General features: G+C 72.2%; 17 protein-coding genes. 5 read left to right on the top strand and 12 right to left on the bottom strand.

Going from position 1 to position 22722, the window contains the following annotated elements; genetic code table 11:
- The first annotated feature begins 34 nt into the window (after window positions 1-34).
- Window positions 35-3106, top strand: a complete 3072-nt coding sequence (locus Q9G87_RS19210; RefSeq protein WP_305917758.1) for a rhamnogalacturonan lyase family protein — start codon at window positions 35-37, stop codon at window positions 3104-3106.
- A gap of 88 nt (window positions 3107-3194) precedes the next feature.
- Here Q9G87_RS19210 and Q9G87_RS19205 read toward each other — a convergent pair whose 3' ends face one another.
- The 10 genes from Q9G87_RS19205 to Q9G87_RS19160 form a co-directional block, all read right to left on the bottom strand.
- Window positions 3195-4550 (bottom strand): glutamine synthetase family protein, encoded by a 1356-nt coding sequence (locus Q9G87_RS19205; protein ID WP_305917757.1) that lies wholly within the window; start codon window positions 4548-4550, stop codon window positions 3195-3197.
- A 1-nt stretch (window position 4551) separates the two neighbouring features.
- Window positions 4552-6309 carry an IucA/IucC family protein gene (locus Q9G87_RS19200; protein ID WP_305917756.1) on the bottom strand — a complete coding sequence of 586 codons (1758 nt, stop codon included), beginning with the start codon at window positions 6307-6309 and terminating at the stop codon, window positions 4552-4554.
- Window positions 6306-7658, bottom strand: coding sequence for a hypothetical protein (locus Q9G87_RS19195; protein ID WP_305917755.1), 1353 nt, complete (start codon window positions 7656-7658; stop codon window positions 6306-6308). Before Q9G87_RS19195 ends, Q9G87_RS19200 begins: the two co-directional genes overlap by 4 nt.
- A complete protein-coding gene (locus Q9G87_RS19190; protein ID WP_305917754.1) occupies window positions 7655-9022 on the bottom strand; it encodes a lysine N(6)-hydroxylase/L-ornithine N(5)-oxygenase family protein in 1368 nt (455 codons plus the stop codon). The genes Q9G87_RS19195 and Q9G87_RS19190 overlap by 4 nt, the downstream gene beginning before the upstream one ends.
- Complete coding sequence (locus Q9G87_RS19185; RefSeq protein ID WP_305917753.1) at window positions 9019-10857, bottom strand: IucA/IucC family protein; 1839 nt, start codon at window positions 10855-10857, stop codon at window positions 9019-9021. The genes Q9G87_RS19190 and Q9G87_RS19185 overlap by 4 nt, the downstream gene beginning before the upstream one ends.
- Window positions 10854-12362, bottom strand: a complete 1509-nt coding sequence (locus Q9G87_RS19180; protein ID WP_305917752.1) for a pyridoxal phosphate-dependent decarboxylase family protein — start codon at window positions 12360-12362, stop codon at window positions 10854-10856. The genes Q9G87_RS19185 and Q9G87_RS19180 overlap by 4 nt, the downstream gene beginning before the upstream one ends.
- Window positions 12359-13744 carry a diaminobutyrate--2-oxoglutarate transaminase gene (locus tag Q9G87_RS19175; protein ID WP_305917751.1) on the bottom strand — a complete coding sequence of 462 codons (1386 nt, stop codon included), beginning with the start codon at window positions 13742-13744 and terminating at the stop codon, window positions 12359-12361. The genes Q9G87_RS19180 and Q9G87_RS19175 overlap by 4 nt, the downstream gene beginning before the upstream one ends.
- A 55-nt stretch (window positions 13745-13799) precedes the next feature.
- The gene (locus Q9G87_RS19170; RefSeq protein WP_305917750.1) at window positions 13800-15029 is read right to left on the bottom strand and encodes a type III PLP-dependent enzyme domain-containing protein; all 1230 of its coding nucleotides are present in this window, start codon (window positions 15027-15029) and stop codon (window positions 13800-13802) included.
- Window positions 15030-15291: 262 nt separating this feature from the next.
- Window positions 15292-15948 carry a DsbA family oxidoreductase gene (locus tag Q9G87_RS19165; RefSeq protein ID WP_371825797.1) on the bottom strand — a complete coding sequence of 219 codons (657 nt, stop codon included), beginning with the start codon at window positions 15946-15948 and terminating at the stop codon, window positions 15292-15294.
- 159 nt (window positions 15949-16107) lie between these two features.
- Window positions 16108-16773: a TetR/AcrR family transcriptional regulator gene (locus tag Q9G87_RS19160; RefSeq protein WP_305917749.1), complete on the bottom strand. Its 666-nt coding sequence runs from the start codon at window positions 16771-16773 to the stop codon at window positions 16108-16110.
- Window positions 16774-16956: 183 nt separating this feature from the next.
- On the opposite strand from Q9G87_RS19160, the gene Q9G87_RS19155 reads away from it, so the two are divergent.
- From Q9G87_RS19155 to Q9G87_RS19140, 4 genes are all read left to right on the top strand, one after another.
- Window positions 16957-17400 (top strand): ATP-binding protein, encoded by a 444-nt coding sequence (locus Q9G87_RS19155; RefSeq protein WP_305917748.1) that lies wholly within the window; start codon window positions 16957-16959, stop codon window positions 17398-17400.
- Window positions 17401-17757: an STAS domain-containing protein gene (locus tag Q9G87_RS19150; protein WP_305917747.1), complete on the top strand. Its 357-nt coding sequence runs from the start codon at window positions 17401-17403 to the stop codon at window positions 17755-17757.
- 36 nt (window positions 17758-17793) lie between these two features.
- A complete protein-coding gene (locus tag Q9G87_RS19145; protein WP_305917746.1) occupies window positions 17794-18771 on the top strand; it encodes a slipin family protein in 978 nt (325 codons plus the stop codon).
- Window positions 18772-18927: 156 nt separating this feature from the next.
- Window positions 18928-20838 carry an APC family permease gene (locus Q9G87_RS19140; protein ID WP_305917745.1) on the top strand — a complete coding sequence of 637 codons (1911 nt, stop codon included), beginning with the start codon at window positions 18928-18930 and terminating at the stop codon, window positions 20836-20838.
- A 26-nt stretch (window positions 20839-20864) separates the two neighbouring features.
- Here the strand turns inward: Q9G87_RS19140 and Q9G87_RS19135 are convergent, their stop codons facing one another.
- Window positions 20865-21761 carry a TauD/TfdA dioxygenase family protein gene (locus Q9G87_RS19135; RefSeq protein WP_305917744.1) on the bottom strand — a complete coding sequence of 299 codons (897 nt, stop codon included), beginning with the start codon at window positions 21759-21761 and terminating at the stop codon, window positions 20865-20867.
- Between the two features lie 164 nt (window positions 21762-21925).
- The coding region (locus tag Q9G87_RS19130; protein WP_305917743.1) for an RNA-guided endonuclease InsQ/TnpB family protein at window positions 21926-22722 on the bottom strand (797 nt) is incomplete at its 5' end.

The raw sequence follows: 22722 nt of genomic DNA, 5'->3' as shown, positions 1-22722 counted from the left end.
GTTTCGATACGATCACTCGGCTAGGAGCACGCCTGTGAGGCTCATCTTGATCGCCGTGACGGCCTTATCCGTCATGGCGCAGCCACTGTCGGCCATGCCAGCCCTGGCGGCGCCGCTCGACCCGGCGAACGGCCTGAAGTTCGACTTCGGCTCGACCACCAGCCCTCTCGCCGACGGGTACACCCGCGTCGCGCACACCACCCTCTACAGCGCCGAGACCGGCTTCGGCCTCGACCGCGCCGCCGGCTACCGGGACCGAGGCACCGCCGACCCGCTCACCCGCGACTTCACCGTCTCCGGCGAGTACGGCTTCGCCGTGGACGTGCCCAACGGCGAGTACGAGGTCTCGGTCGTCTCCGGCGACGCCATCGCGCCCAACGTCACCTCGCTGTCCATCGAGGGGGCCGGTCGCGGCGTCATCACCGCCGCCACCGGCGCGTACAGCACCTACACGGGCACGGCCGCGGTCGCCGACGGCCGGCTCGACCTGGCCTTCGGCCGGGACGGCCGGGACGGCCGGGTCAACGCGGTCCGCGTCGGCCCGGCCACCGCGCCCACCGGGCTGCGGGTGGCGGGCATCACCGCGAGCGCGACGCCGGCGGTCACGCTGGCCTGGAACGCGGCCGGGGGAGCGGCGGGCTACGAGGTCTACCGCGCCGAGAGCGCCGCGGGCCCCTGGCGGCGGCTGGGCTCCAGCGCGGGCGCCGCGACCACCTACACCGACACCACCGGCGAGCTGGGCCTGACCTACACCTACGCGGTGGCGGTGCCGGGCGGGACGCTGGGCGCGCCGCTGGCGGTCGAGGTCAAAGACCCTTCTGCGGCCGCGCCCGCCGCGCCCCAGGGGCTCGCCATGGTCGCGGCGACCACCGAGAAGGTGATCCTTCGGTGGAAGGAGAGCGAGGGGGCGCTGCTCTACCACGTCTATCGGGACGGAGTCCGCGTAGGCGTGACACGGGAGCCCGGCTTCGAGGACGAGCACCCGCCCGCCGACCGGCACGCCTACCGGGTCCTCGCCGCCGGGGCGGGCGGATTGTCGGCCTCCTCGGCCACGCTGACCTCGCCGATCACCCGCTACCCGCTGCGCCGCATGGAGCGCCTGGATCGCGGGCTGGTGGCGGTGCCCACGAGCGAGGGCACCCTGGTGAGCTGGCGGCTGCTGGGCACCGACCCGGCTCAGATGCGCTTCCGCCTCTATCGCGACGGCGAGCTGATCGCCGAGACGGACAAGACCAACCACGTGGACGCGGGCAAGGGCGCCTACAGCGTCGCGGCGGTCGTCGACGGTCGGGAGGGGCCGAGGTCCGCGCCGGTGCGGCCGTGGGCTCAGCCGTACCTGGACATCCCCCTGGACAAGCCGGCCGGCGGCGTCACGCCGAGCGGCGGGACGTACGACTACCGGGCCAACGACGCCTCGGCCGCCGACCTGGACGGCGACGGCGCCTTGGAAATCGTTTTAAAGTGGGATCCGTCCAACTCCAAGGACAACTCCCAGGGCGGCTACACCGGTGAGACGATCTTCGATGCGTACGAGCTGGACGGCACCCGCCTGTGGCGGATCACCCTGGGACGCAACGTCCGCGCCGGCGCGCACTACAGCCCCTTCCTCGTGGCCGACTTCGACGGGGACGGCCGCGCCGAGTTCGTGGCGCGCACCGGCGACGGCGCCGTGGACGGCGCGGGCACGGTCATCGGCGACGCGAACGCCGACTACCGCACCTCGAGCGGGCGTATCGTGTCCGGGCCCGAGTACCTCACGGTCTTCGACGGGCTGACGGGCAAGGCGCTGCACACCGAGGACTTCCAGCCGGCCCGGGGCAACATCGCCGACTGGGGCGACAGCAGCGCCAACCGCTCCGACCGCTTCCTGGCGGCAGTGGCCTACCTGGACGGCGAGCTGCCCAGCATCGTCATGACCCGCGGCTACTACGCCAAGTCCATGCTGGCCGCCTACGACTGGCGGGACGGCAAGCTGACCAAGCGGTGGATCTTCGACAGCACGGACAATCCCGGCTACGGCGGCCAGGGCAACCACAACCTGTCGGTCGCCGACGTGGACGGCGACGGGCGCGACGAGATCGCCTACGGCGCGATGACCCTGGACGACGACGGCACCGGGCTGTATACCACCCGCCTGGAGCACGGCGACGCCATGCACCTGGGCGACCTGGATCCCGGCCATCCCGGCTTGGAGATCGTCGGCGTGCACGAGCACACCAACATGCCCTACGGCCTGGAGATGCACGACGCCGACACCGGCGAGATCCTGTGGGGCGTGCGGACCGGGCAGGACACCGGCCGTGGCCTGACCGGCGACATCGACCCCGCCCATCCGGGCGAGGAGGTGTGGGCCTCCACCGGCGCCGGCCTGCACACGGCCACCGGCCAGACGCTCTCGTCGAAGACCCCGGCGATCAGCAACACCATCTGGTGGGACGGCGACCTGTCGCGCGAGATCCTCGACCACACCTACTCGGCCGACCTGGCCGCGGGCGTGCCCACCATCGGCAAGTGGGACCCGGCGGCCCTGGCCACGGTCAACCTGCTGACCGCGACCGGCACCTACTCCAGCAACACCACCAAGGGCAACCCCTCGCTCCAGGGCGACCTGCTGGGCGACTGGCGGGAAGAGGTGCTCGTGCGGACCGAGGACTCCACGGCACTGCGCATGTACGGGACGCCGTACCCGACCGAGCACCGTTTCCCCGCGCTCATGCACGACCCGGTCTACCGGCTCGGCATCGCCTGGCAGAACGTCGGCTACAACCAGCCGCCGCACACCGGCTACTTTCTCGGCACCGGGATGGCCGCTCCGCCCGCCCCCTACCTCAGCACAGGAGCGCCCGTCCCCGCCCAGCTCACCCTGCACGGCGACCGGCTCGCCGTGCATGTGAGCGGCCGGATGCTGCCCGGCACGATCCGCGCCGTCGCGGACGGCAAGCTGGTGGACCTGGCGGCGCGCCCCCTGGAGACCGGCGAACTGGCCGTCGACGGCCAGGCCGTCCGAGACGCCCTCACCGGCTACGCCGGCACGGTGTCGGTCACGATCACCGGCCACCTGACCGACGGGCGCACGTTCACCGGGACGGTCAAGGTGCGTCTCTAGTCCTGCGGCCGGCAGAGAAAACCCGGCTCCTCGCGAGCCGGGTTTTCCGCCGCGCGAGCCGGTGCAGCGGTCCGGGTTCGCCGGACACCTACAGCCGTTCGAATCCGCGTACACGCTCCCAGTCCGTGACCGCCGTCTCGAAGGCTGCCAGCTCGGCCCGCGCCGCCTGAGCGTAGTGGCCGAGCACCGCGTCGCCGAAGACCTTGGCCGCGATCTCGCTGGTCTCCCACCGGTGCAGGGCCTCGGCCAGCGTCGTGGGCAGGCGCGGCACCGCGGGGTCGGCCAGCGCGTTGGCGGCGTGCGGAGCCGGCAGGGGCAGCCGGTTCTCGATGCCGTGCAGTCCCGCGGCCAGCACGGCGGCCACGGCCAGGTAGGGGTTGGCGTCCCCGCCGGGCACGCGGTGCTCGATGCGCAGCGACCCGCCCGCGCCCACCACGCGGATCGGGCAGGTGCGGTTGTCCCTGCCCCAGGTGATGCCGGTGGGGGCGAACGCGCCCGGCCGCAGCCGCTTGTATGAGTTGACGTTCGGGGCCATGAGCAGCGCGAAGTCGGGCAGGCAGGCGAGTTGCCCGGCCACGAAGTGGCGCATCAGCTCCGACATGCCGTTCTCGTCATCACCGGCGAAGACGAACGAGTCGTCCGTGCCGGAGCTCGCGCGCAGCGACAGGTGGATGTGGCAGGAGTTGCCCTCACCCTCGTCGAACTTGGGCATAAAAGTGAGCGCGACGCCTTCCTGGGCGGCGATCTGCTTGGCGCCGTTCTTGAAGAACACATGCTTGTCGCAGGTCGCCATGGCCTCGTCGTACCGGAAGACGATCTCGTACTGGCCCGCGTGGCACTCGGCCCGGGCGGTCTCCATGGTGAGCCCGGCGCGGACCATCTCGCGGCGGACACGGCGCACGACCGGCTCGATGCCGGCGAGCCCTTGGAGGGAGTAGTCGACGTTGTAGCGGGTGCCCGTGCGCAGGCCGTGGTAGCGGCGCTCCCAGGCGTCCTCGTAACTGTCGCGGAAGACCAGGAACTCCAGCTCGGTGCCGGCGTACGCGGCCAGCCCGCGCTCGGCCAGCCGGTCGAGTTGCGTGCGCAGCACCCGCCGCGGGGCCACCTCGACCGGTTCACCGCCCGGCCAGGTGGCGTCGGCGATGACGAGCGCGGTTCCGGGATCCCACGGGAGGGGCCGGAGCGTGGCGGGGTCGGGGCGCAGGACGAAGTCGCCGAAGCCCGTGTTCCACGCGTCGATGGCGTAGCCCGGCCCGGTGTCCATGTCGACGTCGGTGGCGAGCAGGTAGACGCAGGCGCCGAAGCCCTGCCGGGCCGCCTCGTCCAGGAAGTACGGCACGGCCAGCCGGCTTCCCTGCAGCCTGCCCTGCATGTCGGGAACGCTGACGATCACCTCCTCGATCCGCCCCGCCTCGGCCTCGGCACGCAGCCATTCGTAGGTCATGTCAGCTCACCTTTGACAGCGGGTTGGGCACGGTGCCGTGGACGACGTCGAAGCCCTCGTCGCGCTCGGCCCGGTCGTGGAAGCCGCCGCCGAGCAGCTGCTCCCGGTTGAGCGCCACGCGATCGAACTCGGGCGCGAACAGCCCGAACGCCTCGAACCTGTCCGCGAGCTCAGGGAAGCGGGCGTGATACCGCTCGATCTCGGCGCGGACCAGGCCCCAGAACTCCGCCTCCGGCACGCCGAGGTGCTCCTCGGCCAGCGGGGCGAAGAACCGGAAATGGCCGGCGAAGACCGCGCTGAGCAGCGAGTGCGCCAGCTCACCCGGGGGCCAGCGCAGCAGCACCGCGTCGGCGCGTGGGGACAGCCCTGCGTACTCGGGACGCGGCTCCGGCAGCAGGTTGACGTCCTCGGCGAAGTCCTTGACCGCGACGCCGAGGGGAATGTCGGCGGCGTCGTAGAGGATCACGGTGTTCTCGCCGTGGGGGCAGTACGCCACGCCGTACCGGTAGAGGTAGTGCAGCAGGCCCGGCAGCAGGGCGGCGAAAAACCTGGCGAGCCAGGCCCGGGCGTCGAGCCCGGAGCGGGTGACGAACTCGGCCGCCAGCGCGCGCCCGTCCGAGCCGACCTTCAGCAGGGCCGCCATGGTCCTGGCCCGCTCGCCGTCGCGCAGCAGTGCCGCCACGGGCTCGCGCCACACCGCGCCGAGCAGCTCGTGGTAGCGGTAGGGGGCGTCGTGGACCGCGTCGTACAGCGGGTGGCGCACGGCGACGGAGGCCACTTCGCCGAGCGGGTGAAAGCGCAGCTCGTCCCGCAGGTACGGGTCCGCGTCGCGCAGCGCGTGCAGCCAGGCCGTCACGTCGGGCGCGGCCCGGGTCGGCTCGGTGGACAGCCCCCGCCACACCAGGGTGTTGCGGATGGCGAGCGGCACCTTGACGTTCCTGCGCCCGGGATCGTCCAGGTTGGCCAGGGTGCGGATGGACTGCAGCGGCCGGTAGCGGTCGGGGCCCTCGCCGAGCAGGACGATCCGGCCGTCGGCCAGGTAGGGGGCGAAGAGCGTCTCGACGGCCTCGTCCCAGTGGAAGGGGTGAACGGGCAGCCAGACGTACGCGGAGGGGTCCGGCAGCAGGTCCGCGAACCGTTTGCGGGTCTCCTCGTCCAGCTCCTCGGCCAGCAGCGTCTCGGCGTCCAGCCCGGGCACGCCGGAGTATTCGGCCAGCGAGGGGTGCACGGCCGCCCACAGCAGCCGGACGGCGCCGGCCGACTCGGGGGCGTAGGCCGCGGCGTCGGAGGCGGCGAAGCCCAGTCTGCCCTTGTTGAGCAGCATGCAGGGATGGCCGTCCTGGTACGCCTCCAGCTCCAGGTGGTCCAGATCCGCGAGCTCGGCGGCGGTCCGGGCGCGGGAGAGCAGCTCCGCCTCCGCCCGCCGGGTCGCGGTGAGCTCGCGCAGCACCTCGGCGGTGGTGGGGCCGTCCCAGCCGAGGACCGTCCTGGCGTCGAGCAGCAGCCGCTCGGGCTCGGGCGCACCGTCGCCGGGGTGGCGCCGCACGGTGCCGTCCACCAGCCGCCAGGTCCCGAACGTGCCGCGGGCCGCACGGAACGTCCAGCGGACGCCGTCGCCCAGCTCCAGCCGGTAGGCGCCGGGGCCGGCCGCGGGGTCGGGCTCCGGGCGGAGCAGCTCCTCGTAGGCGAACTCCTCGACGGCCTTGGTGAGCAGGCGGCGGCCGGCCTGCTGCCAGGTGTCGCGGGTGAGGCGGTTCATCGGATCTCCTCGGAGTACATGAGAGCGGGTTGCGGCCGGGGGAGGGGGACACGTCGCAGGGACAGGCCGGTGGCGAGCAGGTGGACGGCCGCCGCGACGGCGAGGGGCAGCGCGAGGTCGTACGAGACCGCGGCCGCGGCGGCCACCGGCGCGGCCAGCAGGCCCGCCGACCGGGCGGTCTCCACGGCGGTGAAGGCCGGACCGGCCGTGCCGGTGGCCCGGAACGCCCACAGCTCCACGGCGACCTGCCCGACGCCGAGGCCGACGCCGAACAACAGTCGCCCGCCGGCCAGCCCGGGCAGCGAGGACGACAGCGCCTGCCAGGCCAGCCCGGCGGCGGCCACCGCCAGGGCCAGCGGCAGCAGCCGGTCACCGAGCAGGTCGTGGCAGCGGCGCACGACGGGCAGCACGGCGAGCGCGGCCACGCTCGGCAGGAAGAACAGCACCGCGGACCCGGTGGAGCCGCTGCCCAGGTCGACGGCGAGCTCCGTGAAGAACGGCCGCGCCACGTTGACCGAGAAGTCGAACGCCACGCCGATCAGCGCCGCCTGCACCAGCATCGCCAGCCCGCCGAACCGCCTCCAGGCGGCCGAACCGCCGGAACCGGTGGCACCGCCTGAATCGGCGGCACCTCCGGGACCGCTGGCACCGCCAGGACCGATGGCACCGCCTGGACCGATCGCACCGCCTGGACCGCCGGCACCGCCGGAACCGGCAGCACCGACAGCATCGACGGCGCCGCTCAGGCCGTCCGCCGCGCCTGCGGTGCCCGTGCCGATGGGGGCGCGTTTGCCCAGCACGCGGTAGGTGAGCACGGCGAGGAGCACGTCCAGGAGGGCGAAGGCGGAGATGCCGACCCGCGGCTCGGGCAGCGCGAGCACCCCGGCGCCGACCAGCGTCGCGGCCACGGTCGACAGGTGGAAGACCACCACGATCGAGCAGATCCCGGCCAGCCTGGCCCGCTCCCCGCCCGACGGATCGGCGTCGTGCTCGGCGATGAACGCCGGGTAGGCCAGCAGCAGCGCGCTGTTGGTGGTCACGATGGCCGCCGACAGCACCGTGTACGCGGCATAGCTGGGCGCGAGCCCGAGCAGCAGATCGAGCACCGCGGAGCCGCACAACCCGGCCAGGACCAGCCGGTGCAGCGGCCACCGCCGGGCCGCCAGCCCCCACAGCGGCAGCGCGGCCAGCCCGACGATGCGGCAGATCCACAGGTAGAGGCCGGTGGCGCCGGGCTCGTCGATGCCGTACAGCCGCTCGAACAGCTGCGGCAGGAAAGGGGTGAGAGACGTCTCGGCGACCAGGTGCAGGCCGATCACCGAGATGAGCACGACCTTGGCACGGCTCACCGTAGCGAGCCCACCGAACGTGGCGCCGCGGGCTCCGGCAGGCCGGCGGCCTCGGGAGCACGGGGCGCGCCGAAAGTCGTCCAGGCCACCCGATCGGGGACGGGCAGCACCGCGCGCCCGGCCACCGCGTTGAGGATGGTCGCGGCCCGCCACGCGCCGAGCGTGAGGTCGGGCGTCCCGACACCGTGGGTGTGGAGCTCGGCGTTCTGGACGTAGAGCTCGCCGGACACCCGCGGGTCGAGCGCGACCCGGTAGTCGCCGCCGACCTGGTAACGGCCCTTGCCGTCCCAGTCGACCAGGTCGGACAGCGGCTCCAGGAACGCGGGGCGGGCCGCCGCGTAGCCGGTCGCCGCCACCACGGCCGAGGTGTGGATCTCGAAGACCGCGTCCTGCGGGTTGTGCCGGCAGGTCAGCGTGTAGCCGCCGGCGTCGCCAGTGGTGGTGGCGGTGACCGCCAGGACCTCCGCTCCCGGGTGCAGCGCGGCCGGCGGCTCGGCGCCGCCGATGGTCCGCTCGTACAGCTCGTCGTGGATATCGGCCAGCGTCTCCGTGCTGACCCCCTTGTACAGCTGCCACTGCTCGCGGACGAGGCGTTCCCGTTCGGCCTCCTCGAGCCCGCGGAAGTACCGGATGTAGTCGGGGGTGAAGTGCTCGAGGCCGATCTTCGAGTACTCCATGGGGGCGAACGCCGGCGTACGGGCCAGCCAGCGGACGAACGGCCCGCCGGAGCGCAGCAGGTCGAGCACCACCTCCGCCCCTGACTGGCCCGCGCCGATCACTGTGACGTCGGGCGCGGCGGCGAGCCGGTCCCGATGGGCGCGGTAGCCGGCGCTGTGCAGCACGCGGCCGGCGTGCGCCTCGGTCATGAGCGGGCGCAGCGCCGCGGGGACGACCGGCTCCGTGCCGACGCCCAGGACGACCTTCCTGGCCAGGACGCGGGAGACCGCCCCGGCCGCGGACCGGTACGTCACCGCGAAGGCCGCGGCCGCCTCGTCCCATTCCAGCCCGGTCACCTCGGCGTCGAAGCGGCAGGAGGGCAGCCGCTCGGCGACCCAGCGGCAGTAGTGGTCGTACTCGCGGCGCGGAATGTGGAACCGCTCGGAGAAGAAGAACGGGAACATCCGGTCGTGGTGCCGCAGGTAGTTCAGGTACGACCAGGGGCTGGTCGGATCCGCCATGGTCACCAGGTCGGCGAGGAACGGCACCTGCAGCACGGTCCCCTCCATCAGCAGGCCCGGGTGCCAGGAGAAGGCACGCCTGCCGTCCAGGAACAGCGAGCGCACCTCCGGCACGCCGTCGCAGAGCGCGGCCAGGGACAGGTTGAACGGGCCGATGCCGACTCCCACCAGGTCGTATGTGGTCACCGCTGCACCTCCGAGAGAGGGTTGGGAAGGTCGATGTAAACGGACTGGGTGTGCACGTCCCCGACGAGCTCGTCACGGCCGTCCACGCAGGTCAGGAAGTTGCCCTTGCATCGCAGGGCCGGCGCGTCGAGCAGCAGGTCGAGCAGGCCCTTCGCGCCGGGCTCCGCCGCCCGCAGCCGCTCCAGCGCGGCACGCAGCACGCGCAGCAGGTCGCCCTCGTCGGCCAGCCCCAGCGCCCCGAACGCGCCCACCAGGCCGAGCAGGTTGTTGATCCCCAGGTAGTAGGCGACCCGCTCGTCCACGAACTCGTCGTCGAAGACCAGTTCCAGGCCGTCGGTCAGCTCGGGCAGCAGCCGCTCCAGCTCATCCGCCCTGGAGGCGGCCACGTAGTAGCCCTGGCTGTCCCGGTACCAGCCCGCGCGCGGCAGGCCGTCGCCGTCCAGCGCCACCAGCGTGTTCTGGTGGTGCGGCTCCAGCGCGATGCCGTACCGCGCGTGCAGCCTGATCAGCGGCACGGCCAGCACGTCGAGGTAGCGGGCCAGCCAGCGGGCCGACGCCTCGGCGATCGAGACGCCGTGCGCGCGGGCGAGGCGTGCCGTGGCGGCCGACAGCAGCGCGCGGTGCCGGGGCGGTGTGCCGTCACCCGGACCCATGCGCTCGGCCAGCAGCCCGGCCACGCACTGTCCGTCGCCGGGGCCGCCGCGGAAGGGGTTGTCGCGGATGGCGGTCTCCAGCCCGGTCTCCGGCCCGTCGGCGCCCGCGGAGACCCAGGCGAAGTCGCGCAGGATCATGAACTCCGGGTGTTCGGCGCGCAGCCACTCGCCCGGTCCGGCGGCCAGCAGGCGGGCGGCCCGGACGCCGAGCCGCAGCTCGCCGCGCAGATTGTTCCTGCGCGAGTTGGTGATCCGCATGCCGAGGGAGAGCTTGAGCATCACGCCGGCGTCCGGGCGATGCACGGTGCGTACCGAAGAGGTCGGATGCCACGCGGGCCCCGCCGCCCCGAGCGGTCGCAGCAGTCCCGCCTCGACCAGCGCCGCCACCTCGGGACGGCGCAGCACCTCGCGCGCCTGCCACGGATGGGCGGGGACGGGGATCATGCCGTCGGGGAGCTCCAGCCTGGCGGCGAGGCCGTGCAGCAGCTCGGCCGGGGACCGCCCGTCGGCGCTGTCTCCCACGACGACGGCCGGATCGGCGGCGAACCAGTGCAGCCGGAACGCGCCGCGCAGCTCCGGCGAGTATGCCTCCAGCTCCCCGTCGGACGCCTCCTGCCTGCTCTTGGGCGCAGGATGGAACGGATGCCCCAGCAACAGCGCCTGCTCGGCCTCAAGGAACGGCGCCGGCGCCGCGCCGCCCTCGGCCCGCCGCCGCGCGAGGAACGTCCCGGTACGGCGGGCCGAGTCCAGCACCCGGGCGACGGCGTCAGACCCGAGGTGATGCGGCAACCGCCGCCGCACGACCGCCTCACGGATGGCGACCGCGGCCACCAGCGGGGCATCGGCGCAGACCGGATCGGCGGCGACCGGATCGGCGGAGGCTGGATCGCCGGCGACGAGCGTGGCGCCGGCGGGTGGCGGCTCGGCGATGACGCGCGGCTCGCCGAAGCGGTGCCAGCCCGTCGCCGACCGGTAGCGCACCGGGACGCTCAGCCGCACGCCGCTGGCCGGGAAGCCGAGCACCAGCTCCTCACCGGCCGCCGGGACCGGGACCGCCGTCTCGCGCACGTAGGCACGCAGCAGCGTCTCCATCGCCGCGGCCGCACCCGCGTGGAAGGGGTCGGGATGGTCGAGGGGATCCGCGCCAAGGGGCGCACCATGGGGACGCCCGAGACCGGTCACAGCGTCGCCTCCTCAGCCTCGCCCGCCGCGGCGACCAGGTGGACGAGCCGCTCCACCTCGGTGGCCGTCGCATGCGGGTTGAGCAGGGTGAGCTTGAGCCGGACGCGACCCGGCCCCTCGCCAGGGAGCTCGGTACGGCCGACGACGGCGCGTCCCTCGCGGAGCAGGCGGCGCCGCAGCCCGGCGTTCACCCGGTCAGCCGAGGCGGGATCGGCGGGGAGAAACCGGAAGAGGAAGGCCGTCAGCACGGGGTCGGCGTGCAGCTCCAGCCGGGGGTGTGTACGCACCGCCGCGGCCCCGGCGCGGGCCAGGTCGTGGCAGGTGTCCACGAGGCGGCCCAGGCCGTCCCTGCCCAGGGCGGCGAGCGTGACGGCGATCTTGAATGCGTCGGGGCGGCGGGTGGTGCGCAGGGAGAGCCCCAGCAGGCTGGAGTAGCCGGCGTCCTCGTCGTCGGCCGGGTTGAGGTAGGCGGCGCGCCGGGCCAGCGACGCGTACGTCTCGGCCTGCCGCACCAGGAAGACCCCCGCCGCGGCGGGTTGCCAGCCCAGCTTGTGCCAGTCCAGCGACACCGAGTCGGCCCGTTCCAGGCCCGCCAGCAGCGGGGCCAGCCGGTCGGAGAGCAACGCGCCGCCTCCGTAGGCGGCGTCCACGTGCGTCCAGGCGCCGTGCTCGGCGGCCAGGGTCGCGCAGGCGTCCAGCGGGTCGATCGCCCCGGTGTCGGTAGTGCCGGCCGTGGCGACCACGGCCATGGGCAGCTCGCCCTTCCGGACGCACTCCTGGAGCGCCTGCGCCAGCGCCTCGGGCCTCATCCGCAGCTCATGGTCGACGGGGATGGTCACGACCGCGTCCTCGCCCAGGCCCAGCAGGGCGGCGGCGCGCCGTACCGAGAAGTGGGCGGCGGCGGAGGCGAAGATCCTCGCCTGCGGCGGGCCCGCGGGCAGACCGGTCCGCTCGATCCTGCGCCCGCTCGCGCGCCCCAGCACCCGGTCCCTGGCCAGCATCAGGCCCATGAGGTTGGACTCGGTGCCGCCGGAGGTGAGCACGCCCGCGGCCGTGGACGGGTATCCCACCAGCTCGGCCAGCTCGCCCAGCAGCAGGGTCTCCAGGGCGGTGGTGGCGGGAGCCTGGTCCCAGGAGTCCTGCGACGGGTTGAGCGCGGAGATCGCCAGGTCGGCGGCCACCGCCACGGCGAGCGGCGGGCAGTGCAGGTGCGCGGCGCAGGCCGGATCGGCCGGGTCGGCGCTGCCCGCGGCCACCAGCGCGGTCAACCGGCGCAAGGCGCCGCTGTCCGGCTCGGCGACGGCACGACCGGCCTGGAACCCGCTCGGCTCGGTGAGGGCGCGGGCGACTCGTGCGAAGAGCTCTTGGGGGGTGCCTGCGGGGATCGGCCCGCCACGCCGTGCCGCGCCCTCGGCCAGGGCCTCCAGCACCGTACGCACCATCGGCTCCAGGGCGGCGGCGCCGGAGACGCCGCCGGACAGCGCGGGCGCGAGGGCGGCCTTCATGCCCGCTGCCCCGTGAGACGGAGAGCCGTCACCTCGGCGATCGCGTCGGCCAGCCGGTCCAGAACGGTCTCCGCCTGCTCGTCCGCGATGGTCAGCGGCGGCAGCAGCCGGACGGTGGAGTCGTGACGGCCGCCCAGCTCCACGATGAGGCCGCGGTCCAGGCACGCGGCGCGAACCTCGGCCGCCGTACGCGGCGCAGGCGGGCGGGCGCCGCAGGAGTCGGGCTCGCCCTCGGGATCGACGAGCTCGACACCGATCATCAGGCCGCGCCCGCGGACGTCGCCGATCACGGGCAGCTCACCGCGCAGCCCGTCCAGCCGGGCCGTCATCCGGGCGCCGACCGCGGCGGCCCGCTCGGCCAGCCCTTCGCGGGCGACGTACCGCAGGGTCGCGGTCCCGGCCGCCATGGCGAGCGTGTTGCCGCGGAACGTTCCCGTGTGCGCGCCGGGCCGCCAGCCGTCGTAGTCCTCGTGGTACACCACCACGGCCAGCGGCAGGCTCCCGCCGATGGCCTTGGACAGCACCATCGCATCGGGAACCACCCCGCTGTGCTCCACCGCCCAGAAGGCGCCGGTGCGCCCCACGCCGGTCTGCACCTCGTCCACGATCAGCGGGATGCCGCGCTCGGTGGTGATCCGGCGCATCTGGCGCAGCCACGAGTCCGGGGCGGGCACCGCGCCGCCCTCGCCCTGCACCGCCTCCAGGATCATCGCCGCCGGCGGCACCACACCGCCGGAGGGGTCGTCGAGCAGCCGTTCGGTGTACGCAGCCGACAGCTCCGCACCCCACTCCCCGCCGACGCCGAACGGGCAGCGGTAGGAGTACGGGTACGGCAGGCGGGTCACGTCCGCGGCGATCCCGGCCACCGGCTCCTTGACCGCGACGCTGCCGGTGACGGCCAGGGCGCCCGCGGTCATGCCGTGGTAGGCGCCGGTGAAGGCGAGCAGCCCGCGGCGGCCGGTGGCGGTCTGCATGAGCTTCAGCGCCGCCTCCACCGCGTCCGTTCCCGCGGGCCCGCAGAAGTGCACCCGCGCGTGGTCGGCGAAGGCGGGAGGAAGGGTGGCGAACAGCGCTTCGGTGAACTCGTCCTTTTCCGGTGTGGCCAGGTCGAGCACGTGGAGCGGCGCGCCGCTGTCCACGGTGCGCCGGATGGCCTCGACCACCACCGGGTGGTTGTGGCCGAGCGCGAGGGTGCCCGCGCCGGACAGGCAGTCGAGGTAGCGGCGGCCGTCGGCGCCCTCGATCGTCATGCCGTGCGCGCGTACCGGGACGACCGGGAACGAACGGGCATAGGTCCGCGCCGAGGACTCCCGGTCGCGTTGCCGCCGCAGCACGGCGTCGATGCCGACAGCGGGGTCGAGGTCGGTCGGATGCAGAGTCATTCAGGCTCCGGATGGCAGAGATGGACGACGGTACGGCCCGGCGGGCCGGACGAGCTCAGAGCAGATGCCGCTCGGCCACGGGGTGACCGAGGAAGGCATGCATGGCGAATTCCCAGCCGTAGGAACCCGCATTCGGAAAGACGACCAGGTCACCGGCCCGCACCCGGTCGACGCGGACGTCGCGCAGCAGGGTGTCCTCCGGTGTGCACAGCTCGCCGACGACCGTGACCTCGGCGTCCCCGGCGGCGGGGCGTGGGCAGCCCTCGGGCCAGCGCTCGATCGGCAGCACCGCGATGTTGTGCACGATGTCCCAGGACGTGGGGAGCTGGAAGTGGTTGATGCCGCCGCGCAGGACGACGAACCGCCTGCCGTAGGAGGTCTTGACGTCGGTCACTTCGGCGGCGTACCAGCCGCAGTCGGCGACCAGGAAACGGCCGGGCTCCAGCAGCACCCGCACGCCGGGCGGCGGCTCGGCCTGCCCGGCCAGCTCGCCGAAGCGGGCGACGTCGAAGGGCTTCTCGTCCTCGAACGCGACGCCGATGCCGCCGCCGATGTCGACGTGGCGCAGCTCGACGCCGTTGCCCGCGGCGGTGCGCACGCTCCAGTCCAGACACCAGCGCAGGTAGGCGGCGTGGGATTCGGCGTCCAGGTTGCCCGAGGCGGCGTGGACGTGGAAGCCGACCAGATCCAGACCGGGCAGCCGGGCGGCGGCCCGCAGCACCTCGGGCACGTCGGGCTCGGCCACGCCGAACTGGGACGGCACGCCGCCCATGTGCAGGGAACCCGTGACGGGGATCTCGGCCGGGTTCACGCGCAGCGCCACCCTGGCCGTGGTGCCCTCGGCGACCGCGATCCGGCTGATCCGGTGGAGCTCGAGCAGGCTTTCCGCGTTGATCGCCTCCACACCGGCTCTGACCAGGGCGGTGAGGACGGGGACGGACTTGGCGGGTCCCGCGGCCACGACCCGTGCCGTACCGGTGAGGCCGAGGGCGAGGTCCAGCTCCGACTCGGAGGCGACCTCGAACCCGTCCACGTAGGGGGCCAGCGCCGCGACGACGCCGGGAAAGGAGTTGGCCTTGACCGCGTAGTAGACGGCGGCCCACTCGGGCAGCGCCGCGCGTAACTCGCGGGCCCGCTCGGCGGCCACCTCGCCGTCGTAGACGTAGGCGGAGACCGGCGTGCCGGACCGCGCCAGGCCGAGGAGACGGTCCTGGACGGAGCGGGGGAGCACGTCCACCGGGTAGGCGGAGCGCGGCGCAGCGGACGGCGGCAGCTGGATGGACATGGCTTCTTCCTGTGAGGGAACAGACGAGAAGGGGCATGCCCCCAGAACCCAAGATTAACTTAGGTAAGGCTAACCTAAAATTAATCTGCGCCCAACGCAAGACGTCAGTGTGTGATCCAGGGCACGACATGAGTGTGGGCCGCGACCCACTCGGTCGCGGCCCACACACCAAACCCGGCGAGTCACCGCGTCGGGACGGCCAGCGCGCCGGCGGGGAGCCCGCCCCCAGGGGGGGGGGGGCCCACACTCGAACCCGGGCGAGTCAGCGCGTCGTGACGGCCTGCTCGCGGGCGGTGCGCAGAGCGGACAGGAAGGTGTCGGCCGGCTGCGCGCCGGACACGCCGTAGGCGCGGTTGAGCACGAAGAACGGCACACCGGTGATGCCGAGCCCGCGGGCCTCGCGGATGTCGGCCTGCACGGCGTCCGCGTAGGCGTCGCCGCTCAGGACCCGCCGGCTCTCGTCCTCGGGAATGCCGAGCTCGGCGGCCAGGCGGACCAGGGTGTCGGGGTCGTCCACGATCTCGCCCTCGACCAGGTGGGCGCTGAGCAGCCGCTCGTGCATCTGCCCGCCGAGGCCGTGCTCCGCCGCCAGGTGGCTCATCCGGTGGGCGTCGATCGTGTTGACCGAGATGGCCTTGTCGAGGGCGTACGTCAGGCCTTCGGCGGCGGCGAGATCGGTGACCTGCTGCGTCATCTGCCGTATCTGGGCGAGCGGCGCGCCGATCTTCTTGGCCAGGGTGTCGAAGGACGGTTCGCGGTGTCCCTTGGGGTGGGAGGGATCGAGCTGGAAGCTGTGCCAGTGCAGCTCCACCTCGTCGGCGTGCTCGAAGCGGGCGAGTGCCGACTCCAGGCGTCGCTTGCCGATGTAGCACCATGGGCAGACGACGTCGGACCAGATGTCGATGCGCAGCGTGCTCACAGGACGCACACTCCGTCCGTGCACACGGGGGCGGTGTCCGAGCCCAAGACGACCAAGGGGGTCACCGGTTCGGTCTCAGGGTCGTCGTCGGGGGCAAGCTCAAGCTCTGCGGACTCGGGCAAAGCGGACATGATTACTCCGATCGGTTAGAGAGGCGCGTCAGGCGCGCAGGGTGGGCAGGCCGGCGGCGAGCGCTGCCAGGGTGCGTTTCAGGGTGGGCAGCAGCTTGGGGCACGTGGCGGCGAGGTCGGGGCGTTGCCGGTAGAGCTCGACCAACGTGGGGGGCGGGTTGGCGGCGGGATAGTACGTGCCCGCGCAGCCTGTCGCCCGCGCCACCAGCTCCTCGGCCTCGTCCTGGGTCAGGTCGGGGCGCGCCTGCGCGATCGCCGCGCCGAGCTCGCCGGTGATGTCCAGGACCGTGACCTTGAAGGTCAGGGCCGCCGGGACGGAGAGGTTGTGTTCCAGGGCCGTCCCCAGCTGGCTGAGCAGGTCGCAGAAGAGCGGGCGCGCGGCGAGTGGTTCGGTCAGCGCGTCGATCACGTCGTCGCCTGCCCGGAGGCGTCCGAGGACGTCGTCCGCCCAGTCCCGCCAGCTCTCCACGGTCAGCTCGAGAAAGATCTCCTCCCTGGTGCTGAAGTAGCGCACCACGTTGGACTTGGCCAGCCCCACCTCTGCCGCGACCCTGCGCAGGCTGACCTCACGCACCCCTGACTCGATGGCGAGTTCGCGCGCCACCGCGAGGATCGCCTCGCGCCGCTGCTGCTTGTGCTCCGGTCGCCGGGCGCGTTCGAACGCCCGGTCGGGCACGCTCCCGCTATCACCCACGATGACGACATTAACAGGACACTGGGCTCTTGTTAAAGAGACGGTGTCCTGTTAGTTGCGTCACAAAAGCCGAGAACGGCGACAGTACGAGCTGTCCAGGAGCCCCGTTTGGCGATCTGTCCCTGGGATAGAGGGACAGCGCCCGCACCTTCCATCCCCGACGATCCGGTGGGCGAGACGATCATGAGCGTGCAGTTCGAGCTGCGCTGTCCCGTCAGCGACGACCTAGGCTTCATCCGCGACCTGGTACGTGTCAGCGGCCGGCACGCGGGCCTCACCGGTGAGCGGCTTGATCACCTGGTGCTGGCCGTCAACGAAGCGGTCACCAACGTGCTCGACCACGGGGGAGCGGTCGGGCTGGTCACCGCGCGCGGCACCCACGAGGGGATCACCGTGGAGATCCTCGACATCGCCGGCCGGCTGTCGGCCGGCCACCTGGCGACCGCCCGGATCGACCCGACCGGCGCGCACGGGTTCGGCCTGTGGGTGATCCAGCACCTGTGTGACGGAGTCGGCCTCGAGCAGACCGGCCTCGGATCGCTGCTGAGCCTGCACCTGCGCCGTAACCCCACCACGGGTGTCCGGAGCCTGGGGCACTCGGGCAGGGAAAGGCAGCCGGCCCGCTGAATGGCCCCGTTAACCCTGACTCATCAGCATCTTCCCGGCATGAGCGTCATCGCCCTCGCCGGCGAGGTCGACCGCACCAACAGCGCCCAGCTCGCGGACTACGTCGCACGCATCCGCCGCCCCGGCGACCATGTGATCTTCGATTTGGCCGAGCTGTCGTTCCTGGACAGCTCCGGCCTGCACGTCCTGCTGGCCTGCGCCCGCACCTGCGCCGACGAGGGCGCCGCCGCGCACCTGGCCGCAGCCAAGGGCGCTCCCGCTCGCCTGCTGCGCATCACCGGGGTGGACGCCCGGCTGCCCACGTACGTCACGACGGAGCACGCCATCGCCACGGTCCTCGCCACCCGTACCAGCTGAATTCGGGACTAGGCTCGATAAAGAAGGGACATGGCCATGGACATCAACATCGTGCTCGGAGTCATCGCCTTCTTGCTCTTCCTGCTCGCGGTCACCGGGGTGAGGGTGGTCAACCAGGTCGAGCGCGGCATCGTCTTCCGCTTCGGCAGGGCGCAGCCGCAGATCCGGCAACCGGGCCTCAGATTTCTCATCCCCGTCGTGGACAGCATGCGGAAGGTCAACGTCCAGATCGTCACGATGCCCGTACCGACGCAGGAGGGCATCACCAGGGACAACGTCTCCGTACGCGTCGACGCGGTCGCCTACTTCAAGGTCCAGGACCCCATGCGGGCCGCCGTCGAGGTGCAGAACTACCTGTTCGCCGTCGAGCAGGTGGCGCAGACCTCGCTGCGGTCCATCATCGGCAAGAGCGAGCTGGACGATCTGCTGACCAACCGCGAGGAGCTCAACAAGGGCCTCGCGCTCATGATCGACAGCCCCGCGCTCGGCTGGGGCATCCACATCGACCGGGTGGAGATCAAGGACGTTCAGCTGCCCGAGGGCATGAAGCGCTCCATCGCCCGGCAGGCCGAGGCCGAACGGGAGCGCCGGTCCCGGGTGATCGTCGCGGACGGCGAACTGCTGGCCGCGCACAAGCTCGCCGACGCCTCGGGCATCATGTCGAAGACGCCGGGCGCGCTGCAGCTGCGGTTGCTGCAGACGGTGGTGGAGGTGGCGGCCGAGAAGAACTCCACCCTGATCATGCCGCTGCCGGTCGAGCTGCTGCGCTTCTTCGACCGGGCGGCGCAGCCCGGCACACCGGCCGAGACCGCGCAGCCCGCCAGTGAGTCCGCCACTGGGCCCGCTACGGCCGATGCCGAGCGGGTCCAGCCGAAGATCGAGCAGCGTGCCCTCGCCAAGGACCGCGTCTCCGAGGGGGAGCAGCCCGCCCTGACCGAGCACGGTGTCGTTGAGGGCGAGCAGCCCACCCTCGCCGAGCACAGTGTCTCGGGCTCGGCGGAGCGTGCCGAGTAGACCTCGCGCGGGACGCGGCGTTCCAGCCGGGCGGCGACTCAACGCGCCCGGCTGCGGATATATACGTTTTCTTGACGCCCTGACCTGATGAAACTCCGCTCTGCCGTGGATAGGGTGCGATGCGTCTTTGTGGGGTTTTGGTGAAGGGTGACCGTTATGGTGCTGGCGAAACGGCCAGCTGCCACGGAAGGGACGCTGCGCTCCTGGCTGCTCCAGGGCCTGCAGACCGACCGTAAGCAGATCGAGCACGGTCCCCACGTCAAGCACCCCTGGTGGCGGGTGATGTGCCTGACCGGCGTGGACTACTTCTCCACGCTGGGCTACCAGCCGGGCATCGCCGCGTTGGCGGCCGGGCTGCTCTCGCCGCTGGCCACGCTGTTGCTGGTGGCGCTGACGCTGCTGGGCGCGCTGCCGGTCTACCGGCGGGTCGCGGCCGAGAGCCCGCACGGGCAGGGCTCGATCGCGATGCTGGAGAAGCTGGCCCCGCAGTGGTGGGGCAAGCTGTTCGTGCTGGCGCTCCTCGGCTTCGCTGCGACCGACTTCGTGATCACGATGACGCTGTCAGCCGCAGACGCGACCGCGCACATCCTGGAGAACCCGTTCGTCCCGGACTTCATGCACGGGCAGCGGGTGCTGGTGACGCTGGTGCTGCTGGCGGCGCTCGGCGGGGTGTTCCTGCTGGGCTTCAGCGAGGCGATCGGCATCGCCGTCCTGCTGGTGTTCGTCTACCTGGCGCTGAACGCGGTCGTGGTGGCGGTCTCGATCGTGCAGGTGCTGGAGGCGCCGCAGGTCGTGGTGGACTGGCAGCGGGCGCTCAGCCTGAACTTCAGCAGCCCGCTGGCCATGATCGGATTGTCGTTGCTGGTGATGCCGAAGCTGGCGCTGGGCATGTCCGGGTTCGAGACCGGCGTCGCGGTGATGCCGGTCGTCAAGGGCGACATCCCGCAGCGGATCGCGGGCACTCGGCGCCTCCTCACGGTCGCGGCGCTGATCATGAGCGTGTTCCTGATCTTCTCCAGCTTCGTCACCACCGTGCTGATCCCACACCAGGAGTTCGAGGAGGGCGGCAAGGCCAACGGGCGGGCGCTGGCCTACCTGGCGCACGGCTATCTGGGCGACTGGTTCGGCACCGCCTACGACGTCTCCACGATCGCGATCCTGTGGTTCGCCGGCGCCTCGGCGATGGCCGGGCTGATCAACCTGGTGCCGAGGTACCTGCCGCGCTACGGCATGGCGCCGGAGTGGACCGGTGCGGTGCGGCCGCTGGTGATCGTGTTCTCGCTGATCGCCTTCGCCATCACGATCATCTTCGACGCCGACGTGGACGCCCAGGGCGGCGCGTACGCCACCGGCGTGCTGGTGCTCATGCTCTCGGCCGCCGTCGCCGTGACGCTGTCGGCCCGCAGGAAACGCCAGCACAAGGCGGCGGCCGCGTACGCGGCGATCACGGCGGTGCTGGCGTACACGCTGGTGGACAACGTGATCGAGCGGCCGGACGGCGTCAAGATCGCCTCCTTCTTCATCGCCGCCATCATCGTCACCTCGCTGATCTCCCGCGCCACCCGCTCCACCGAGCTGCGCGTCACCGAGGTGCACCTGGACGCGCTGGCCGAACAGTTCGTCAACGACGCCTGCGGTGAGGTGCACGTGATCGCCAACGAGCCGCACACCCGCGACCAGACCGAGTACACCGACAAGCTGCGCGAGACCTGGCTGAACCACCGGTTGCGCAGCTCCGAGCCGATGCTGTTCGTCGAGGTGACGGTGCCGGACGCCTCGGAGTTCGAGACAGAGCTGCACGTCAAGGGCGAGGAACGGTACGGCCACAAGATCCTCACCATCGAGAGCTCCGCTGTCCCCAACACGCTGGCCGCGCTCCTGCTGTACCTGCGTGATCGCACCGGCTCGGTGCCGCACATCTACTTCCACTGGACCGAGGGCAACCCGGTCGTGGCGATGCTGCGTTATCTGGTCTTCGGCGGCGGCGACGTGCCGCCGCTGACCCGGGAGGTGCTCCGCCAGGCCGAGTCCGACCTGGAACGCCGCCCGCACGTCCACGTCGGCTGAAGTCGACTCGGCCCGGCGGGAGGAGGTCAGGCGGCGATCGGCGAGTACGCGGCGGCGTCGCCCGCCAGCACCACGCTGGGCCGCCCATCCACACCGACCGGCACGTCGCCCGCGATCGTGACCCGGTGCAGGCGGCGTGGACGGTCGCCGAAGTCGTGCACCACCCGGTGCTGGGTGGCCCGGTTGTCCCAGACCGCCACGTCACCGGTGGCCCAGCGCCAGCGCACTGTGTTCTCCACCTCGGTGACGTGCTCCTGGACCAGCCGGATGAGCGCGGCCGACGTGGACGAGGACAGACCCACCAGCCGCTTGGCGAAGTCGCCCAGCAGAATCGAGCGCTCCCCGGTCTCGGGGTGCACGCGCACCACCGGGTGCTCGGTCTCGAACACCGTGGAGGCGAACACCTTGGCGTAGTCGCGGGCCCGGTCGTCGGTCCCGGCCAGGCGGGCGTAGTCGTAGGCGTTGGTGTGCACGGCCCGCAGCCGGTCGAGCAGGGCGCGCAGCTCGGCCGGCAGGTGCTCGTACGCGGTCACCGTGTTGGCCCACAGCGTGTCGCCGCCCGCGTCCGGCACGGTCACGGCCCGCAGCACCGAGGCGAGCGGCGGCCGGTCCACGAACGTCACGTCGGTGTGCCAGCGGTCCACCTTGTGGCCGTTGCGGTAGTCCAGGTCGAGGATGTGGGCGTTGCCGTCGAGCGAGGGCACGGTCGGATGCGCCGCGGTCGGCTCGCCGAGCAGCGTGGCGAAGGCCACCTGGCTCTGCTCGTCGAGGTGCTCCTGACCGCGGAAGAAGATCACCTTGTGCTGGAGGAGGGCCAGGCGGATCTCCGCGACCACGTCGGCGGGCAGGTCGCCGCCGAGCCGCACGCCGGTGATCTCGGCGCCTATGCGGCCGGCGACAGGGGTGATGGACAGGGATGACATGGGTTCGTTCCTTCCGGTAGAGGGTTGGCCTGCGATCGGAAGGGGGGACACAGCGCGCTGGCCACGCGACAAAAGTCCACGTGACCCTGGATGGTCAGAGCCGTGGTCGTCACGTCTTCAACTTGACGTGCTCCTCCCCATGAATGGGGGGATTCTCATGGCCGCTACGCTGCCGCTCCTTGGGGGATGGTGCGCGCAGTCCCACCATGAGGTGCTTGACGCTTCATCGGCCCCAATACGGCAGGGCCTCCACGTCCGGTGACCGCCCGTCCGGCGGCTGAGTTGTACCGGTGCAACTGGGTGCGGGCGGCGTTGACGTCGGCGTTGCCGATCCACCCGCATGCTGTGTTCTTGCACACGAACCGGGACTGACTCTCCCGGGAGCCCTCGATGATCGTGTGGCAGGCGTGGCATTCCTGGCTGGTGCCCGGCGCCGGGATGTAGACGACCTTGCCGCCCTTGTCGGTGGCCTTGTAGGTGAGGAACTCGGCGGTGCGTCCCCATGCCTGTCCGGCGATGGCGCGGTTCAGGCCGCGCTTTTGGGCGACATTCTTGCCCGGCGCTTCCAGGATGCCGGCGGCGCTCGCCATCATGTTCGTGACCTTGAGGTCTTCCAGCACGATGACGGAGAACCGGTCGGTGAGTTCGGCGGTGGTCTGGTGCTGCCAGTCGATGGCCCGGCGCTTGGCTTTGGCGCGCAGGCGGGCGATCTGGTCGTAGGTTGTCTTCAACCGGCTGCTGGCAGGCTGTCCGGGTTTCGCGGCTCGTTTCTGGCGGGCGGCTTTGCGTTCCAGACGGAGCAGGCGCTGCTGCTCCCCGCCGGACAGCCACTCGTTACGGTGGAAGATCTTCTCTCCGGTGGACAGCGCGAGCGGGACGGCGATGCCCCGGTCGATCGCGGTGTTCGGCCCCGGATGCGGGGCGGGCACCGGCTCCTCGGTCTGGATACGGAACACGATGT

Origin of the sequence: Nonomuraea turcica (assembly GCF_030718205.1) — a bacterium.
Lineage (GTDB): Bacteria > Actinomycetota > Actinomycetes > Streptosporangiales > Streptosporangiaceae > Nonomuraea.
The sequence above is the reverse complement of the archived record's forward strand: the minus strand, read 5'-3'. Positions and strand labels throughout refer to the sequence as shown.

What these genes read in the sequence shown, in the direction of transcription:
- Q9G87_RS19180 (WP_305917752.1), bottom strand. Translation starts at nt 12,362, where the DNA reads ATGAAGGCCGCCCTCGCGCCCGCGCTGTCCGGCGGCGTCTCCGGCGCC.
- Q9G87_RS19140 (WP_305917745.1), top strand. Translation starts at nt 18,928, where the DNA reads ATGGTGCTGGCGAAACGGCCAGCTGCCACGGAAGGGACGCTGCGCTCC.
- Q9G87_RS19135 (WP_305917744.1), bottom strand. Translation starts at nt 21,761, where the DNA reads ATGTCATCCCTGTCCATCACCCCTGTCGCCGGCCGCATAGGCGCCGAG.
- Q9G87_RS19200 (WP_305917756.1), bottom strand. Translation starts at nt 6,309, where the DNA reads ATGAACCGCCTCACCCGCGACACCTGGCAGCAGGCCGGCCGCCGCCTG.
- Q9G87_RS19205 (WP_305917757.1), bottom strand. Translation starts at nt 4,550, where the DNA reads ATGACCTACGAATGGCTGCGTGCCGAGGCCGAGGCGGGGCGGATCGAG.
- Q9G87_RS19155 (WP_305917748.1), top strand. Translation starts at nt 16,957, where the DNA reads ATGAGCGTGCAGTTCGAGCTGCGCTGTCCCGTCAGCGACGACCTAGGC.
- Q9G87_RS19170 (WP_305917750.1), bottom strand. Translation starts at nt 15,029, where the DNA reads ATGTCCATCCAGCTGCCGCCGTCCGCTGCGCCGCGCTCCGCCTACCCG.
- Q9G87_RS19145 (WP_305917746.1), top strand. Translation starts at nt 17,794, where the DNA reads ATGGACATCAACATCGTGCTCGGAGTCATCGCCTTCTTGCTCTTCCTG.
- Q9G87_RS19150 (WP_305917747.1), top strand. Translation starts at nt 17,401, where the DNA reads ATGGCCCCGTTAACCCTGACTCATCAGCATCTTCCCGGCATGAGCGTC.
- Q9G87_RS19175 (WP_305917751.1), bottom strand. Translation starts at nt 13,744, where the DNA reads ATGACTCTGCATCCGACCGACCTCGACCCCGCTGTCGGCATCGACGCC.